This window comes from Steroidobacter sp. (assembly GCF_036402275.1).
In the GTDB taxonomy this organism is placed as follows: domain Bacteria; phylum Pseudomonadota; class Gammaproteobacteria; order Steroidobacterales; family Steroidobacteraceae; genus Steroidobacter.
The window spans coordinates 387,267-405,090 of the sequence record NZ_DASWTF010000036.1; the positions used below are offsets into that span (position 1 = coordinate 387,267).

General features: G+C 62.2%; 17 protein-coding genes. 10 read left to right on the plus strand and 7 right to left on the minus strand.

The window, feature by feature from the left end; all coding sequences use genetic code 11:
• Nucleotides 1-2 precede the first annotated feature (2 nt).
• Entirely contained in the window at nt 3-641 is a 639-nt protein-coding gene (locus tag VGD45_RS21395) for a CoA pyrophosphatase (protein ID WP_331157382.1), read from the minus strand.
• Nucleotides 641-2,044 carry a class II fumarate hydratase gene (locus VGD45_RS21400; RefSeq protein WP_331157383.1) on the minus strand — a complete coding sequence of 468 codons (1,404 nt, stop codon included), beginning with the start codon at nt 2,042-2,044 and terminating at the stop codon, nt 641-643. Before VGD45_RS21400 ends, VGD45_RS21395 begins: the two co-directional genes overlap by 1 nt.
• 50 nt (nt 2,045-2,094) lie before the next feature.
• On the opposite strand from VGD45_RS21400, the gene purB reads away from it, so the two are divergent.
• From purB to VGD45_RS21425, 5 genes are all read left to right on the plus strand, one after another.
• Nucleotides 2,095-3,474 carry an adenylosuccinate lyase gene (gene purB / locus VGD45_RS21405; protein ID WP_331157384.1) on the plus strand — a complete coding sequence of 460 codons (1,380 nt, stop codon included), beginning with the start codon at nt 2,095-2,097 and terminating at the stop codon, nt 3,472-3,474.
• A gap of 106 nt (nt 3,475-3,580) precedes the next feature.
• Nucleotides 3,581-4,096 carry an NUDIX hydrolase gene (locus VGD45_RS21410; protein WP_331157385.1) on the plus strand — a complete coding sequence of 172 codons (516 nt, stop codon included), beginning with the start codon at nt 3,581-3,583 and terminating at the stop codon, nt 4,094-4,096.
• A 13-nt stretch (nt 4,097-4,109) separates the two neighbouring features.
• A complete protein-coding gene (gene mnmA / locus VGD45_RS21415) occupies nt 4,110-5,198 on the plus strand; it encodes a tRNA 2-thiouridine(34) synthase MnmA (protein ID WP_331157386.1) in 1,089 nt (362 codons plus the stop codon).
• A gap of 255 nt (nt 5,199-5,453) precedes the next feature.
• Entirely contained in the window at nt 5,454-8,147 is a 2,694-nt protein-coding gene (gene acnA / locus VGD45_RS21420) for an aconitate hydratase AcnA (protein ID WP_331157387.1), read from the plus strand.
• Nucleotides 8,148-8,278: 131 nt separating this feature from the next.
• On the plus strand, nt 8,279-9,055 hold the full coding sequence (locus tag VGD45_RS21425) for an enoyl-CoA hydratase-related protein (protein ID WP_331157388.1): 777 nt from the start codon (nt 8,279-8,281) through the stop codon (nt 9,053-9,055).
• Between the two features lie 54 nt (nt 9,056-9,109).
• Here the strand turns inward: VGD45_RS21425 and VGD45_RS21430 are convergent, their stop codons facing one another.
• Nucleotides 9,110-9,430 carry a hypothetical protein gene (locus VGD45_RS21430; protein WP_331157389.1) on the minus strand — a complete coding sequence of 107 codons (321 nt, stop codon included), beginning with the start codon at nt 9,428-9,430 and terminating at the stop codon, nt 9,110-9,112.
• Nucleotides 9,431-9,483: 53 nt separating this feature from the next.
• Here VGD45_RS21430 and VGD45_RS21435 point away from each other — a divergent pair, with 53 nt between their 5' ends.
• Nucleotides 9,484-10,350, plus strand: coding sequence for a GFA family protein (locus VGD45_RS21435; protein WP_331157390.1), 867 nt, complete (start codon nt 9,484-9,486; stop codon nt 10,348-10,350).
• On the opposite strand, the gene creD is transcribed toward VGD45_RS21435, so the two are convergent.
• The gene (creD, locus tag VGD45_RS21440; protein ID WP_331157391.1) at nt 10,316-11,641 is read right to left on the minus strand and encodes a cell envelope integrity protein CreD; all 1,326 of its coding nucleotides are present in this window, start codon (nt 11,639-11,641) and stop codon (nt 10,316-10,318) included. The genes VGD45_RS21435 and creD overlap by 35 nt on opposite strands.
• A 185-nt stretch (nt 11,642-11,826) precedes the next feature.
• On the opposite strand from creD, the gene msrP reads away from it, so the two are divergent.
• The 3 genes from msrP to VGD45_RS21455 all read left to right on the plus strand — a co-directional run bounded on the left by msrP (nt 11,827) and on the right by VGD45_RS21455 (nt 14,484).
• Nucleotides 11,827-12,792, plus strand: a complete 966-nt coding sequence (gene msrP / locus VGD45_RS21445; RefSeq protein WP_331157392.1) for a protein-methionine-sulfoxide reductase catalytic subunit MsrP — start codon at nt 11,827-11,829, stop codon at nt 12,790-12,792.
• Nucleotides 12,793-12,806: 14 nt separating this feature from the next.
• Nucleotides 12,807-13,472: a protein-methionine-sulfoxide reductase heme-binding subunit MsrQ gene (msrQ, locus tag VGD45_RS21450; protein ID WP_331157393.1), complete on the plus strand. Its 666-nt coding sequence runs from the start codon at nt 12,807-12,809 to the stop codon at nt 13,470-13,472.
• 94 nt (nt 13,473-13,566) lie between these two features.
• Nucleotides 13,567-14,484 carry a class I SAM-dependent methyltransferase gene (locus VGD45_RS21455; RefSeq protein ID WP_331157394.1) on the plus strand — a complete coding sequence of 306 codons (918 nt, stop codon included), beginning with the start codon at nt 13,567-13,569 and terminating at the stop codon, nt 14,482-14,484.
• 11 nt (nt 14,485-14,495) lie between these two features.
• Here the strand turns inward: VGD45_RS21455 and kynA are convergent, their stop codons facing one another.
• The 3 genes from kynA to VGD45_RS21470 are packed head-to-tail and all read right to left on the minus strand — an operon-like array spanning nt 14,496 to nt 16,917.
• Nucleotides 14,496-15,365 (minus strand): tryptophan 2,3-dioxygenase, encoded by an 870-nt coding sequence (kynA, locus tag VGD45_RS21460; RefSeq protein ID WP_331157395.1) that lies wholly within the window; start codon nt 15,363-15,365, stop codon nt 14,496-14,498.
• Between the two features lie 28 nt (nt 15,366-15,393).
• Nucleotides 15,394-16,128 (minus strand): SprT family zinc-dependent metalloprotease, encoded by a 735-nt coding sequence (locus VGD45_RS21465; RefSeq protein ID WP_331157396.1) that lies wholly within the window; start codon nt 16,126-16,128, stop codon nt 15,394-15,396.
• A gap of 36 nt (nt 16,129-16,164) precedes the next feature.
• Nucleotides 16,165-16,917 (minus strand): tetratricopeptide repeat protein, encoded by a 753-nt coding sequence (locus VGD45_RS21470; protein ID WP_331157397.1) that lies wholly within the window; start codon nt 16,915-16,917, stop codon nt 16,165-16,167.
• A gap of 60 nt (nt 16,918-16,977) precedes the next feature.
• Between VGD45_RS21470 and VGD45_RS21475 the strand changes: the two genes are divergently transcribed.
• Complete coding sequence (locus VGD45_RS21475) at nt 16,978-17,817, plus strand: TatD family hydrolase (protein ID WP_331157398.1); 840 nt, start codon at nt 16,978-16,980, stop codon at nt 17,815-17,817.
• The last annotated feature ends 7 nt before the right edge of the window (nt 17,818-17,824 follow it).

Sequence of the window (17,824 nt, forward strand, 5' to 3'; positions counted from 1 at the left end):
CGTTACTCGGTTCGTAGCAAACGATAAAGGCTCATCAGCATGCCGGCCGTCGCGCCCCAGATGTTGCGATCCTGATAAGGAATGTCGTACACCTGCACGCTCACCGCGCCGAGCTCGCGCTGGCGCGAGCGATGATTCACTGGATCGAGAATGTGTGCCAGCGGCACCTCGAACGCGGACTCCACTTCGCGACGGTCGAGTCGCAACTCGAAGCCCGGCTGCACGAATGACACGACCGGAGTCACCCAATAGCCTGACAGCACCAGCTGCGGCTCGAGATAACCGGCGAACGTGATGTGCTCGCGCGTGATGCCGATCTCCTCCTGCGTTTCGCGCAAGGCGGCCTCCACGGGATTGAGATCGGTCGGCTCGATGCGCCCGCCCGGAAAGCTGATCTGTCCGGCGTGATTCTTCAAATGCGAGGCACGCTGGGTCAGCAGCACGGTCAGCCCGGTGTCGTGATCCACGATGGGTATGAGCACCGCGGCCGCGATGGGCGCGGCGGGAAAGTAGGCGCGAATCGATTCGATGTCGTGCGCCGAAAACCCAGCCGGAACTGCGTTGGTGGGATCGGGTACCGCGCGCGAATCCTTCAGCCGCTCTTCGATGAGCCGCCGCAAGGCGATGCGATCGTTCAACATCAACCGCCGCCGCCTTCCACCTTGCCGCCGGGCTTGGTCAGCTCGCGCGGGTCCAGATGTTTCGCCAGCTCCTCGGCGGACAGCTGAGTGTGCTCGGCGGCCACTTCTTTGATCGGCCGCCCTGTGGCATAGGCTTCCTTGGCGATCTTGGCGCCGGCCTCGTAACCGATGATGGGGTTGAGCGCCGTCACCAGAATCGGATTGCGATTCAACGCCTCCTCGATGCGCGGCTCGTTGACTTTGAATCCAGCCAGCGCCGAGTCACCCAGCACACGCGCCGCATTCGACAGCAGATCGATACTCTGTAACAGGTTGTACGCGATCACGGGCAACATCACGTTGAGCTGGAAATTGCCGGACTGACCGGCGATGGCGATGGTCGCATCGTTCCCCATCACTTGCGCGGCGACCATGGTCACGGCTTCGGGAATCACCGGATTCACCTTGCCGGGCATGATGCTGCTGCCCGGCTGCAACGCCGGCAGCGAGATTTCACCGAGGCCCGCGAGCGGACCGCTATTCATCCAGCGCAGATCGTTGGCGATTTTCATCATCGACACCGCCAGCGTTCGCAGCTGGCCGGACAGCTCGACCGCCGCATCCTGCGAGCCCATGGCTTCGAAATAATTCGTGCTGGGCTTGAGCTCTAGGCCGCTTTTGACAGACAGATATCGCGAGGCTCGTAACGCAAAGCGCGGATGCGCATTGACGCCAGTGCCCACCGCCGTGCCGCCGAGCGCGATGGCCTGCAGTCGCATGCGTGACTCCATGATGCGAGCACTGCCATGATCGATCTGCGTGCGCCAGCCGCTCATCTCCTGACCGAAGGTGACCGGCATGGCATCCATCAAATGAGTGCGGCCGGTCTTCACGATGTCGCCAATGTCACCGATGCGACGGCTGATGATGGCGGACAGGTACGCCAGTGCTGGCAGCAGGTGCTGCTCCACCCCGAGCAGCGCGCTGACGTGGATGGCGGTGGGTATCACGTCGTTGGAGCTCTGGCTCATGTTGACGTGATCGTTCGGGTGCACGGGGATACCGGCGAACTGCGAGGCCAGCCGCGCGATGACCTCGTTGGCATTCATATTGCTACTGGTGCCCGAGCCCGTCTGGAACACGTCCACGGGGAAGTGGCGGTCATGCCGGCCGTCGGCCACTTCGAGCGACGCCTTCTGGATCGCGGCGGCGCGCTTGGCGTCCAAGCCGTCGAGCTCGAGATTGGCGGTCGCGGCCGCCCACTTGATCAGGCCGAGCGCGCGAATGAAATCGCGCGGCATCCGCAGGTTGCTGATCGGAAAATTGTCCACCGCACGCTGCGTCTGCGCGCCCCACAGCGCATCGCCCGGGACTTTCAGCTCGCCCAAGCTATCCCGCTCGATGCGAAAGTCGTCGTTCGCCACAAACACCTCTCGACAGCGCCGATCGTCCGCGCTCGCGTTATGATTCTACGATGAACACCAGCCCCTTGAACGCCCCACTCAACGCAATCTCTCCAATCGACGGCCGCTATGCCGACAAGGCCGCGGAGCTGCGACCGTTATTTAGCGAGCGCGGCCTGATCCGTCAGCGCGTCCGTGTCGAGGCGCTGTGGCTCAAAGCGCTGGCGGCCGAGCCCGGTATCGACGAACTGCGCGGTCTGCCGGCCGCGGCGCTCACGGTGCTGGACGCCCTGGCTGCCGAGCTCACCGACGCCGAAGCGGCCGAGGTCAAGAAGCTGGAGCGCGAGACCAATCACGATGTGAAGGCGGTCGAGTACTTCGTCAAGCGCAGGCTAGAGTCAGTTCCATGGTGGCGCACCCGTCGGGAGTTCGTCCACTTCGCCTGTACCTCGGAAGATATCAACAACCTCAGCTATGCCTTGATGCTGAGGGAAGCGCGGGACCTGGTGCTGCTGCCCCGGGTCGATGCGCTCATTGCGCGCCTGCGGGCGCTGGCTCACCTGCATGCCGCGACTCCGATGATGTCCCGCACGCATGGCCAGCCTGCCACGCCGACGACCCTCGGCAAGGAAATCGCGAATTTCACTTATCGCTTGCGCGAACAACGCACTCGGCTCGCGGCCGTGACCATCAGCGGCAAGATCAACGGCGCGGTGGGCAATTTCAACGCCCACATCGTCGCGTATCCGCAGGTCGACTGGCCGCGTCTCGGGCAGCGCTTCGTCGAATCGCTGGGCCTGAGCTGGAATCCATATACGACCCAGATCGAGCCGCACGACTGGATGGCGGAATACTTCGACGCCGTGGCCCGCATGAACACGGTGCTGGTGGCTCTGTGCCGCGACATGTGGGGGTACATCTCGCTCGGTTATTTCAGGCAGCGCGTGGTCGCCGGCGAAACCGGCTCCTCGACCATGCCGCACAAAGTGAATCCCATCGACTTCGAGAACGGCGAAGGCAATCTCACGTTGTCGAACTCGATGCTCCGCTATCTCTCGGACAAGTTGCCTGTGTCGCGCTGGCAGCGCGATCTCACCGACTCCACGGTGCTGCGAAATGTCGGCGTGGCTGTCAGTCATGCGTTGATTGCCTGGCGCTCCATCGAACGCGGTCTGGAGCGTGTCGACGTGGACGCGAATCGCCTCGCCGAAGATCTCGATGCGAATTGGGAATTGCTGGCCGAACCGATTCAGACCGTGATGCGCCGGTACGGCGTCGAGAACGCGTACGAACAGCTCAAATCGCTCACCCGTGGACAGCGAGTCGATGCCGCTTCCCTGCGACAGTTCATAACAAATCTCGCTCTGCCTGAATCCGCCAAGCAGGCTTTGCTGGAACTATCCCCGGCACGTTACGTTGGCTATGCAGAGCAATTGGCGAAGCAGGTGTAAGCCATTCCGACAGGTACGTCGAATACGACGAATCGGCATCACTACCTTTGTCCAATCGCCTGAAAATCATCAGGATTCGTTCATCGAGGGTGGTTATACTGCCGTTATGACCTTGCGCCCCGACCTCACCGTAGCCGCCGTCGTCGAACGCGACGGCCAATTCCTGCTCGTCGAGGAACGCGTCGGCAATCGCATGGTGTTCAACCAGCCCGCGGGGCACGTGGAACGAGGCGAACAGTTCATCGACGCCGTGGTTCGCGAGACTCTCGAGGAAACCGCCTGGACCTTCCGGCCGCACGCGCTGATCGGCATCTACCTGTGGGAACATCCCGAAAAACAGCGCAGCTTCCTGCGCGTGGCCTATTCGGGTGAAGTGATTCACCACGACCCCGACCGGCCGCTGGATCGAGGCATCGAACGCGCCGTGTGGCTGGACCGGGACCAGATCGTCGCCCGCTCCGCCCGCCTGCGCAGCCCGATGGTGCTCCGATGCATCGACGATTACCTGGACGGCGCCCGCTATCCCCTTGATGTCGCCAAACACGTCCTCAAAGATGGGCTGCTTTCACCTGAAGTGCGCACGCGCACTTTGGAACATCCGGCCATCAATCGTCTGATCTGATTCGTTTCATCCCGTGACCGCACCGCTCGTGATCGTCGGCATGTCCGGCGGCGTCGACTCGTCCGTCGCCGCGCACCTGTTGCAACAACAGGGCTACGAAGTGCAGGGACTCTTCATGAGTAACTGGGACGAGGACGAAGACGGCTACTGCACCGCTGCCGAGGATTATCAGGACGCCCGTCACGTCTGCGAGCAGCTCGGCATCCCTTTGCACAAGGTGAGCTTCGCCGGCGAGTATCGTGAGCGCGTCTTCAGTTATTTCCTCGACGAGTATCGTCATGGCCGCACGCCGAATCCGGACGTGCTGTGCAATCGTGAGATCAAATTCGGTGTTTGTTACGACTACGCACGCCGACTCGGCGCCGAGTGGGTCGCGACCGGTCACTACGCGCGCGTCGAACGCGACGCTTCACAAACGCATGCGAAGCTGTTGCGCGGTCTCGATCCGAACAAGGATCAAAGTTATTTCCTGCACGCGATGCCGGGCGATGCACTGGCGCGCACGCTGTTCCCCATCGGCGATTTGCAGAAGAGCGAAGTGCGACGTCTGGCGCGCGAGCTCACCTTGCCGGTGTTCGACAAGAAAGACAGCACCGGCATCTGTTTCATAGGTGAAAGGCCTTTCGCGCAGTTCCTCGAAACGTATCTGCCCGCGCAGCCCGGCGACATCGAGACGCTCGATGGACGCCGGCTCGGTCAGCATCGCGGCCTGATGTATTACACGCTGGGCCAGCGCCAGGGCCTCGGCATCGGCGGGCGCAACGATGCGAACGAAGAGCCCTGGTACGTGGCCGACAAGGATCTGGCGCGCAATGTGCTCGTCGTGGTTCAGGGCCACGATCATCCAGCGATGCAGCGAAACGAAGCCTGGGCCTCGCAACTGGCGTGGGTCGCAGGTGAAGCGCCGGCGTCGAGCTTCGAATGCACTGCCAAGGTGCGATATCGCCAGGCGGATCAGTCATGCCACGTCGAGGTTCTGGCTGACGGACGCTGTCATGTCCGATTCCACCAGCCGCAACGCGCCGTCACTCCCGGCCAGTACGTGGTGTTTTATGTCGGCGAAGTCTGCCTCGGCGGCGGCGTCGTCGACCGGACTGCGTGAAGCTTTCGCGAAGGCACCTTATTCGGCCCGCGAAGACCTCCCCCGAATTCACCCAGACCGCACGTGAATCCCACGCCGGAATCCCCATAAAGAGCTTCCGACCGCTATAATCCCGCCGATTTGTCCCGGGGGTATGAGGGGCACCCTTCGCGCCACGGGTCAAAAAGCATATGGGGCCGCCCTTGTCGAGGTGGCGCCCCTGGCGCTGCCAGCGCTCGAGCCAGCCGCGCCACTCCCTATCCTCGCGGAGGACGCATGAAAGACTCGTTTAAGGCGCGCACCACGCTCGCTTGCGGCAATCAGAATTTTGAAATCGCCAGCCTTGCAGCACTGAAAGACCGCAACGTCGCGCGCCTGCCCTACTCCCTGAAAATCCTGCTCGAGAATCTGCTGCGGTTCGAAGACGGCGTCAACGTGACGCGCGACGACATCGAAGCGCTGCTGAAGTGGGACCCGAAGGCCGCGCCTTCCTACGAGATTTCTTTCACGCCCAGCCGCGTGATCATGCAGGACTTCACCGGCGTGCCCGCCATCGTCGATCTGGCCGCGATGCGCGAAGCCATGATCAAGCTCGGCGGCAACCCCGACGAGATCAATCCGCTGTCGCCCGCCGAGCTCGTGATCGACCACTCGGTGCAAGTCGACGCCTACGGCACGGCGCAGGCGCAGGCCGAAAACAACCGCATCGACTTCAGCCGTAATACCGAGCGCTATGCGTTCCTGCGCTGGGGCCAGACGGCGTTCCAGAATTTCAAAGTGGTGCCGCCGAACACCGGCATCGTGCACCAGGTGAACGTCGAGCATCTGGCTCGCGTCGTGTTCGACACCGAGAAGGAAGGCGTGCGCTGGGCCTATCCGGACACGCTGGTCGGCACCGACTCGCACACCACGATGGTCAACGGCCTGGGCGTGCTGGGCTGGGGCGTCGGCGGCATCGAAGCCGAAGCCGCCATGCTCGGTCAGCCGGTCACCATGCTCATTCCGCACGTCATCGGCTTCAAGCTCACGGGCACTTTGCCTGCTGGCTCCACCGCCACCGACCTCGTGCTCACCGTCACCGAGATGCTGCGCAAGAAGGGCGTGGTCGATAAGTTCGTCGAGTTTTTCGGCGACGGCCTCGCCAACCTGCCGCTCGCCGATCGCGCCACCATCGGCAACATGGCGCCGGAATTCGGCAGCACCTGCGGCATCTTCCCGATCGACGAAGAAACATTGCGTTATCTCGAGCTCACGGGCCGCAGCCCCGAGCACATCGCAATGGTCAAGGCTTACGCGCAGCACCAGGGCATGTGGCGTAACAACGGCGATCCGCAGGCCGACTACACCGACGTGCTGGAACTGGATCTGAGCACGGTCGAGCCGTCGCTCGCCGGCCCGAAGCGTCCGCAGGATCGCGTGCCGCTGCGTACCGCGAAACAGGTCTATACGGCCGCTCACAAGAAGATGGCCGAAGAGCGCGCTACGAAGAATCCGAGCGCCAAGGGAGCTGCTACTACTTCCGTGGATGGCAAGTCGTTCGAAGTCGCCGATGGCGCGGTGCTGATCGCCGCGATCACCAGCTGCACGAACACGTCGAACCCCGCGGTGCTGATCGCGGCCGGCCTGCTCGCTCGCAACGCTCGCAAGCGTGGCCTGACTTCCAAGCCTTGGGTGAAGACGTCGCTCGCGCCGGGCTCGCGCGTCGTGACGGACTATCTCAACAAGGCTGGCCTGAGCGACGACCTCGATGCGCTGGGCTTCTACACCGTCGGCTACGGCTGCACGACCTGTATCGGCAACTCCGGTCCGCTGAAGCAGGAAATCAGCGACGCCGTGAAGGCGGGCGACGTGATCGCCGCGTCGGTGCTCTCCGGCAATCGTAACTTCGAAGGCCGCGTGCATCCGGAAGTGAAGATGAACTTCCTCGCCTCCCCGCCGCTGGTGGTCGCCTACGCGCTCGCCGGCTCCATGACCATCGACCTGACCACCGAGCCGCTGGCCACGGGCAGCGACGGCAAGCCGGTTTATCTCAAGGACATCTGGCCGACGCCAGCCGAGATTCAGGAGTTCATCGCGAAGTCGGTCGACGCGGCGATGTTCAAGAAGAGCTACTCCAGCGTGTTCTCGGGCGATGAGAACTGGAACGCCATCCGCCTGCCGAGCGGCAAGATCTACTCGTGGGACGACAAGTCGACCTACGTGAAGAATCCGCCGTACTTCGTAGGCATGACCATGAAGCCAGGCGCTGTCACCGACGTGCGTGGCGCTCGCGCCCTCGCCATCCTCGGCGATTCCGTCACCACGGATCACATCTCGCCCGCCGGCGATATTTCCAAGACGAGCCCGGCCGCGAAGTATCTCGTGGCGCAGGGCGTGCAGCCGAAGGACTTCAACTCCTACGGCGCGCGTCGTGGCAACCATGAAGTGATGATGCGCGGCACGTTTGCAAACATTCGTCTGCGCAACCTGCTGGCGCCGGGCACCGAAGGCGGCGTGACCGTCCACGTGCCAAGCGGCGAGCAGATGAGCATTTACGACGCCGCCATGCGCTACAAGCAGGAAAACACTCCGCTGGTCATCCTGGCCGGCAAGGAGTACGGCACCGGCTCGTCGCGTGACTGGGCCGCCAAGGGCACCATGCTGTTGGGCGTGAAGGCCGTGATCGCCGAGAGCTTCGAGCGTATTCACCGCTCCAACCTGATCGGCATGGGCGTGCTGCCGCTGATGTTCAAGGAAGGTCAGAACGCGGCCTCGCTGGGCCTCACCGGCAAGGAGAGCTTCGAGATCATCGGCCTGAACGGCGGCGCCGCGAAGATGGTGACCGTGGTCGCCACACCGGCCACCGGCGCGCCGATCAAGTTCGAAGTGCGTGTGCGTATCGACACGCCGAAGGAGCGCGAGTACTTCCAGCACGGCGGCATCCTGCACTACGTGCTGCGTCAGCTGGCGTCTTCGAGCAAGGCTGCTTAACTCAACGCAACCGGGTACATGGATGTACCCCGCCGCCATAGGCGGCGAGCGATTGGCAAAAGTCACGCCTTTTGCCGATCGCCCGAGGGTCGTGGCAGGATGCCCGATCCCGAGTTTTTTAAGGAACGAACATGACCGAGCACGTACGCATTGCCCTGGAAGATGGTGTTCTCCGGCTCACGCTCGCGCGAGCCGATAAAAAGAACGCGTTGACACAGGCGATGTATGCGGCGCTCGGTAATGCACTGGCCCGAGCCGAGACCGATCCATCGGTTCGGGCCGTGCTGCTCGAAGCGGACGGTGATGCCTTCACCGCGGGCAACGACCTCGGCGATTTCGCCGCGGTCGCGGCCGGCAAGCTCGATCGAGAGGACATGACGACGCATCTGTTCCTGGATGCGCTCGCCAAGGCACGCAAGCCGCTCGTGGCAGCGGTTCAAGGATTGGCGGTGGGTATCGGCGTCACCATGCTGTTGCATTGTGATCTGGTGTTCGTCGCCGACGATGCCAAATTGTCCACACCCTTCGTCAATCTGGCGTTGGTGCCGGAGGCGGCGTCGAGCGCCCTGCTCCAGGCTCGTATCGGTTATGCGCGCGCCTATGCGATGTTTGCGTTGGGTGAGCCCATCGATGGCCGCACGGCTGCATCAATCGGCCTCGCGAACGCAGCGCTGCCTGCGAGCGAAGTGCGCGCCAAGGCGTTGGCCGCCGCCAAGGTGCTTGCAACCAAGCCCATGGGCGCGCTGCAAGCCACCAAACAACTGATGCGAGATGGTGCGGCGATCGCCGCGCTGATGGCGAAGGAAAGTGAAATTTTCGGTCAGAGACTGAAGTCGCCGGAAACGGCCGAGGCGCTGCGTGCGTTCGCCGAGAAACGCGCGCCCGACTTTTCTAAATTCTCGGGCTAAAAGCGCGGCCCGCGGTTCCGCCCAGCTTTCACATGCCCCGAAGGGGTCATGTAATCAATAACTCGGTTTCGGCTTTTTCTTGAACGGCTTTTTCGGCGTCGGATGACGCTGCAAACGAAACGGCAGCTGCGGCTCCTCCGGCTCGTCCTCCACCGACCATTTCTCCTTGAACATCTGTAACGCCTCGCTCTGCACGGCTGCGTGTCGATTCGACAGCATCAGCGAGGAAGGCGCGCAAACCCGCGCCCGGATCAATCCCAGGTCCGCGGCGGCGTCGAACAGGCTCGGATACCAGCTGCGCCACGTGGGCAGCAAGTCCTCCACCTGCTCCCGCAGGCTGCGTCTATCCGATTTTTCAGGTACGGTGGCGGTCACAGCGACCCCTTTTACCACAAAGTTTTTTACCCAGGACCAGTCCAGGACCCGTCATGACGCAGGCGTCGATTCATCTGCAGGGAAGTTGTCTATGCGGCGCGGTCACTTATCAAGTGAGCGGCCCGTTCAACATGATGGTGCATTGCCATTGTTCGATGTGCCGCAAGCATCATGGTTCCGCGTTCGCCACCTTTGTCGGGGCGCCGTTGATGGGCTTCAAGTGGTTGAGCGGCGAGGACCAGATCGACTGTTATGCGTCCTCGGAAAAAGGCCGACGCTGCTTCTGTCGTCACTGCGGCTCGGTCACGCCGACTTTGATCAAAGAGATGGATCTGGCGCTGATTCCCGCTGGCAATCTCGAGGGCGATCCCGGCATTCGGCCGCAGAGTCACGTGTTCGTCGGCTCCAAGGCGCCCTGGTACACGATCACCGACGACTTGCCCCAGCACGAAGAATTTCCACCTGAGTTCGGCGTTGGCGGCATCACGCGTCCGGTGGTCCAGGCGCGCGAGGGCGTGGTTCTCGGCAGCTGTCTTTGTAACAGCATCCAATATGAGATCACGGGCAAGCCGCTGCGCACGGCCAACTGTCACTGCTCTCGCTGCCGTCGTGGACGAAGCGCCGCGCACGCTTCGAATGCGTTCTACAAACTCGATGACTTCCGCTTCACGCGTCAGGACGCTCCCATCCGCGACTATCGCGTGCCCGACGCAAAATATTTCGGTATCTCCTTTTGCACCAAGTGCGGAGGCAACGTGCCCCGTATTTCCAAGGAGCGCGGCGCCGTGGTCGTGGCGTTCGGACCCCTGGATACGGATCCAGGGGTCCAACCGTCGATGCACATCTTCGTCGGTGATAAAGCCTGCTGGTTCGAGATCACCGACTCTATTCCTCAGTATCAGTCGGGTCCTCCGGTTTGAGCTGATACCAGTCGAGGCGGCGCGTGGCGAGCATCACCGCCGCCAGCGCGACGAACAGGATGATCGAGCCGAGCAACAAGCTGTAGTCTTCGGACAGCACCAGCATGTAGAGAAGCCCGTAGACCAGGCTCATCGCGCCGCCTGCGATCACGCCGCGCCACGCACTACGTAGCGCACCCGACAGATATGCGCCGATCAAGAGCACCAGCGCGGCGGCAGCCACTACATAGGCAAGGGCAAACGCGATGTGCTCGGACAACGCGATTAGCAGCAGATAAAACATGCTGAGCGCGAGACCCACGAGCAGGTACTGCAGCGGATGCAATCGATTGCGCGTCACTTGCTCCCACGCGAAGAACGTGAGGAACGTCAGCGCGATGAACAGCACGGCGTATTTCACCGCGCGCTCGCCGCGTTGATAAATGTCCACCGGTTGAAACAGACTCACACCGAGCGCCGAAGACGCGAGCGCGCCCTCGCTCACTTCTCCATCGTGCCAAAACTGACCGTAAGATCGATTCAGCTCGAGCACTTGCCAGCGCGCCTGAAATCCCTGGTCGGTGATGTTGCGCTCGACCGGCAGGAACGCGCCCTGGAACGAGGGATGCGGCCAGTTGGAGCTCATGTTCACCGTGGTGACACTGCCAAGGGGCATCATGGACACGGCGCGACTGCCAGCGATCACCGCGCCAAAGTCGAACGTCGCCGCCGGCTTCTGATGCAGCTCGGTCAGATCCACTCGCGCTTCGATGCCGGAATACGAGCCCGAACCAGCGGGGCCAAGCTTCACCGCTCGATCGGCAAAGTTCGCTTGCTTGATCTCACGCAGGCTCGCCACGCTCGAGAGCGGCAATCGCAGCCGGCTCTGCGACCAGAGATAGGTGACGCCCGATTCCGACTTCAGCGGCTCCAATGTGGTGAAGTCGAATTCGCCCTGCAGGCGCATTGTCGACAGGTACACCGGCACTGCGTATATGCCAACGTAACGCGGCTCTTGCTCGAGCTTCACGTCCAGATCGGCATCGAGCCGGGCCGGCAACAGATAGACGTAATTGCGCACGACGCGCTCTTCGTCGTCGACGATGACCGTGCGCTCGGTGGGAACGATCAGCATGGGCCCGCCGACCGTGAGCTCGCCTCCCCACCCTTCAGCCACCCGCTGATACGCCTGCTGCCGCAGCCCTGCGCGCTCGGTGACCACGCCCCTGAGCATCGCCAGTGGAATCAACAGCACCAGCACGATGACGCCGATCAACACTGCCTTGGCCGTTACCGACCCCATGATTCGCATCGCCTTCTCTCCCATGTGATTGCTTCACTGCTTACACTGGCGGGAAGGGTGGCGCGGCGGGCGGGCAATCCGCCGACGCAATTCGGGCGAATTGTGGCGGCAATGTAATGACCGACGCGAAACTCCGGTCTGATGCTACGAGTCTTAAGTGAATCCGCCGGCTTGGGCCGGCCGCGAGGCAACTCATGTTGATCCGTCGACCCCGTCCCGGCGACAGCGCCGCCATTCGTCCTTCCGAGATCACTTCGGAGAGCGTGTATTTGAACCGTCGTCGGCTGCTGCAGGCGGCCCTGGCGGCAGGCGTCGCGGGCATCGGCTCGGGGTGGACGCCCGAGGCCGCCGCAGTCACGGATCTGAAAGCTCAGCGCAACGCCAAATACAGCCTGAGCGATCCGCCCAACAGTTACGAAGACATCACCAGCTACAACAACTTCTACGAATTCGGCCTGGACAAAGGCGATCCCGCCGCGAACTCGGGCCGATTCAAACCCGCGCCGTGGACGGTCACCGTCAAAGGCGAAGCCGAGAACAAAGGCACCTTCGCCCTCGAAGACATTCTCAAGGGCCACACCATCGAGGAGCGCGTCTATCGATTGCGCTGTGTGGAAGCGTGGTCGATGATTATTCCGTGGGACGGCGTGCCGCTCGCCGACGTGCTCAAGACGTTCAAGCCGACCTCGAAGGCGAAGTACGTCGCTTTCAAAACGGTGCTGCGACCGGAGGAAATGCCGGGTCAACGCGGCCGCTCGCTCGACTGGCCCTACGTCGAGGGCCTGCGCATCGACGAGGCCATGCATCCTCTGTCGTTGCTGGCGGTCGGCCTGTACGGCAAGACCTTGCCGAATCAGAACGGTGCGCCGCTGCGCCTGATCACGCCATGGAAGTACGGCTTCAAAGGCATCAAGTCCATCGTCGAGATCAACTTCACCGAGAGGCAACCGCCGACGACGTGGAATATCTCAGCGCCGCATGAGTACGGCTTCTATGCCAACGTCAATCCGAAAGTCGATCATCCGCGCTGGAGCCAGGCGCGCGAGCGCAAGATCGGCGCCGGCTTGTTCGGCTCGCGCGTACCGACGCTGATGTTCAACGGTTATGAGCAGGAAGTCGCGTCGCTGTACCAAGGCATGAACTTGAAGAAGTACTACTGAGCCCCGCCCCGTCGATGCCCTCCCCGACCGTCATCCGCCGCGTCATCAAGCCTGCGCTGTTCGTTCTGTGCGCGCTGCCGTTCCTGTCGATCGTGTGGGCGGCGTTCGAGATCGGCGGCGCCACGCTGGGCACGAATCCGGTCGAGAAAGTTCAAGACACGTTCGGTCAGTGGGGTCTGCGTTTCCTGGTGATTACTTTAGCGGTGACACCGGTGCGCGACTGGTTCGGCCAACCCTGGCTCGTACAACTGCGCCGCATGTTGGGGCTGTATGCTTTTTTCTACGTGCTGATGCACTTTCTCACTTGGCTGTTGCTCGACCAGGGCCTGTACTGGTCGGGCATTCTCGAAGACATCTCCAAGCGCCCTTTCATCACCATCGGCTTCACGGCGCTGCTGCTGCTCATTCCATTGGCGGTGACCTCGACCAACAAGATGATGAGAAGACTCGGCAAACGCTGGAAGTCGCTGCATCGACTCGTCTACGTCATCAGCTTGCTGGCCGTGTGGCATTACTACTGGCAAGTGAAGGCGGACACCACCGAGCCGCTCATCTATCTCGGCATCGTGCTGGTGCTGCTCGGCTGGCGTGGGTGGCAAGCCCGGATGCGACCCCAGCGAACCGTCGTCAGCCGCCCGGCCCCTAAATCTCTTGGCGAGAATCTTCCCGACAATCCTTGAGCGGATTGCCAAGCCTTCCGACACGCGGTGCCTACTTACGGAACCGCGAATTCCCGAGAGTTAGACTCCCAAAAACAAACAATGGGAGTCCGGCATGCTGCGTGTCGTCGAGACCCACTGCATTCAGTGCTGCACCGCCACGCCAGAAAAAATCCTGGCGGACAAGCTGATTCGCACCTTGCCCGAGAACCAGGTCTTTGGCGGCAAGCTACGCATCGTGGAATGCGTCAAGTGCGGCCTGCGTTATCTCAATCCCACGCCCGACGTGCGGGACCTGGGCCACATCTATAACTACGATGTGTACGAGGATTCGACCAATAACAATCCGGTGCTGATGGAACATTTCTATCGCACCCTCACTCAGTATGTTCCCAAGCCGCAGCGCCTGATCGAAATTGGCTGTGGCACGGGAGATTTCCTCGCCTGGCTGCAGAGCAAAGGCATTCCCAACGTCGAAGGCGTCGAGTTCGCCGACTCGGCCAATCGCGTCAAATACAATGGGCCGCTGCACGTGGGGCGGATGGAAGATATCGAGTTGCCCGAAGCGTCTTACGACGTGGTGTTGTTACTCAATGTGATCGAGCACCTTTCGGATCCGCAGGCGGTGCTGGTGAAAATCCGACGCATGCTGAAGCCTGAGGGGGTGTTGTTGTTACGGCATCCGAATTCGGATTTGTTTTTCTTCAAGCCCTATTGGCTGTGTGTGGAGGTACCGAAGTACTTCATGCACCGCCGTCTGTTGAAACGCGGCAAGCGCACCGGGTTCACCATCGCAGGCTTCCAGAACCAGCACTTGTTTTATTTCGATCGCCGGGCCATCACCAAGATGCTCAGCTCCGCCGGCCTGCACGTGGAGCACTTCTCCACCACCGATCCGTACAACCGGTTGCGAATCGGAAGGTCGCTCAAGAAAGGCAACCTCGTCGAAGCCGGCATCGCCGGCATCCGCCACGCGCTAGGCGCCGTAGGGCTCGGCCCCGAATGCCTCTCCGTCGCAACGCTTCGGCATTAGGGCCAGGCCCGTTACATCGACGTCCGAATCGTCCACAGCTCCGGAAAGAACCGCAGCTCCAGCGCCTTATTCAGATACGAGACACCGCCCGTGCCGCCCGTGCCGCGCTTGTAGCCGATGATGCGCTCGACCGTTTTCATGTGGCTGAAGCGCCAGAGCTGGAACTTGTGATCGAGGTCGACCAGCTTCTCCGCCAGGTCGTACAGATCCCAGTTGTCCTCGACACTGTGATACACCGCGAGCCACGCGGCGGCGACTTGTTTGCTCGGTTGGTACGGCTGTGACCAGTCGCGGTCCAGATATTCCTGCGGAATCTCGAAGCCGCGACGACTCAGCAGTCGCAATGTTTCGTCGTAGATGCTCGGGCTCTGCAGCGCCCGCTGCAGATCTTCGTATGCCTTCGCGTCGCGACGATGCACCTCGATGGTGTCCGCGTTCTTGTTGCCGATGATGAACTCCAGCATCCGGTACTGGACCGACTGGAATCCCGACGCCCGCCCGAGCTGATTGCGAAACAGCGAATATTCCGCCGGCGTCATGGTCGCCAGCACGTCCCACGACTGCACCAGCTGCTGCTGGATTCTCGACACCCGCGCCAACATTTTGAACGACGGCCCGAGATCGTCGCGCCGGATGTGCTCGCGCGCCGCCGTCAGCTCGTGCAGGCACAGCTTCATCCACAGCTCCGAGGCCTGATGGATGATGATGAACAACATCTCATCGTGCTCGAAGGAGACCGGCCGTTGCGCGCTCAGGATCTGGCTCAAGCCGAGGTATTCGCCATAGCTCTGCGATTCGCCCAGATCCCAGTGGACCTGTTCGTCGGAGAAGTCGACCGGGCGACTGGTCAGGTCGCGGGGGGGATTGTCGGAATTGGCCATGACCCCGATTCTACTCGATCGGGCAGCGCTACTCGAACATCCAGGCCGGCACCGACTGCCAGCCTCGCAGCAGCTCTCTGTCCAGCCTCCGGTAGTCGGGCTCGTGATGCTCGACCAGCGCCCAGAACCGAGGCGAATGATTCATGTGACGCGTGTGGCACAGCTCGTGAACGAACAGATAGCGCACCACCGCCGGCTGCAGAAACATCAGACACACGTTGAGGCTGATGGTGCCGGTCGCCGAGCAGCTGCCCCAGCGCGTGCGCTGACGGCGAATTTGTATACGACTGAAACTCAATCCCAGCTCGCGCGCCACCAACGCCAGCTGCTTGCCCATCTCGTCGTAGGCCAAGTCGGACAGCCACTCGCGCAAGGCCGTGCCGATCGCCGCTTCATCGTGCACGGGGCCGAAAATGCGCAGCAGGTCGTTGTCGAAGAGTTGCGGCCGGATCGAGGTCGAGCGCGTAGTTTCGTATTCGACCTTGAAGCTGCGCCCGATGGCGGGCACGTCGATGGTCGTCGGCGGACCGGCGGTGACCGGCACGCCCACCGCGCTCAAATCTTCGACGCGCCGGGAAATCCACTGGCTGTGCGTGCCGACGAAACGTTGCACGGTGGTCGACGGGACGCCCGGCGGCACGACCACTTCGACTCGCCCGCCTGGATACACTCGTACCGACATGCGCCGCGCACGACGACTCACGCGCACAGTCCAGCGCTCGGACGAGTCACGTGCTTCGAACAGCTGCAGTTGTGCGGACATGAATCGGGACGACAACTCAACTTTCGGCGGCGTCGGTCACTTGGGCCGATTGGCCGCCGTCTGCAATAGCTTTTGCGCCTGCCGGTAGTCTGGCGCAAGCACCAGGGCTCTTTCCAGCACATCGCGCGCCGCGACCATCTCCCCGCGCTTCAAGTAGCTTTGCCCCAACAGCATCAGCGCCTCCGCGTGGCCCCAGTCGGGCTTGCCCGGCTGCGAGGGAGGCGCGGCCTCGAACTTCGCGACCACGGTCCGCCAGCGTTCGAGCGCGGCTGGATCGCCCTCCACCTCCGGAGCGCACAGCGCATTGATAAACTGAACGCGTGGATTCTCGGCGCCCAAGGTCAACGCCGTGCGCATGGATTTACTACGCGCGCATGCCGAGGAGCCGTTCTTTGCCGGTCCCGGCGAAAAGGTGTCGCATACCGCCTCGATGGCATAGATATCGGCGATCCGCGAATCTTTCCCGATGGCGTCGCGCGCATGCTGAACGCAGGTCTTGGCCGCTTTGCTCGCGGTGGTCCTGCTCGATGTTCGTGCACGCTCGTCCTGGGGATTTCCCAGAAGCTCCGCGAGCTTCCAGTTGCCGTATGCGAGCTGATAGGACTTCGCCGCGTTGAGTCCCGCGTCGACCTCGAATTCGCCTAGCTCACCGAGCACTTCTTCGAGCCCGCGGCTATCGCCGGTGTAAAACGCAAACTGCAACCGGGCCACTGCATCGTCGAACTCGGCGGTGGATTCGGCCGTCGCGGAAGTCGCCGCAAGCAGCAACGGCAGCAGTAAGCGCCCCACTCCTGAGAGCCGTGGCCATGCACTACAATTCATGGCTGGAAGATAACACAGACCTCCACGATGACGATTGATCCAGCTCGAAATTCCAGCACTTCACGACGACCGCCGGCGCTGCTGGACATCGGCATCAACCTGGCTCACGACAGCTTCGATCAGGACCGCGACGCGGTCATTCAGCGCGCTTACGAAGTAGGCGTGACGCGCATGCTGATCACGGGCAGTTCGCTTGCGAGCACACATGCCGCCATCGACCTCGTGCAGCGATATCCCGAGCACATGCGCTGCACGGCTGGCGTCCATCCGCATCACGCGGTGGATCTGGATTCGACGCAGCTGCAAGCCTTCAACGACTTGGCTCGGCGACCGGAGGTGCTCGCGGTCGGCGAATGCGGTCTGGATTACTTTCGTGACTTCTCGCCGCACTCGGCGCAGCTCAAGGCCTTCGAGGAACAGCTGGAGCTCGCGGCTGAAGTGCGCAAGCCTGTATTCCTCCATCAGCGCGACGCGCACCAAGATTTCATGACGGTCATGCGCAAGCATCGCGCGCACTTGACGGGCGGTGTCGCGCATTGCTTCACCGCCGGACTGGAAGAAGCGCGCGCCTATCTCGACCTGGATTTGTACATCGGCATCACTGGCTGGATCTGCGACGAGCGACGGGGTCATCATCTGCGCGAAGTCGTGCGACACATCCCGGCCGAGCGCCTGCTGATCGAAACCGATGCGCCCTACTTGTTACCGCGCGATCTGCAGCCCAAGCCGCAAAGCCGTCGCAATGAGCCCATGTATCTCCCGCATGTGCTGGCTGCGATCGCCGAGGCACGCGGCGAATCCGCCGAAATGTTGGCGGAGGTCACCACCGCCAATGCGTTACGCCTGTTCAACTGGCACACTGCCTGACCGAACC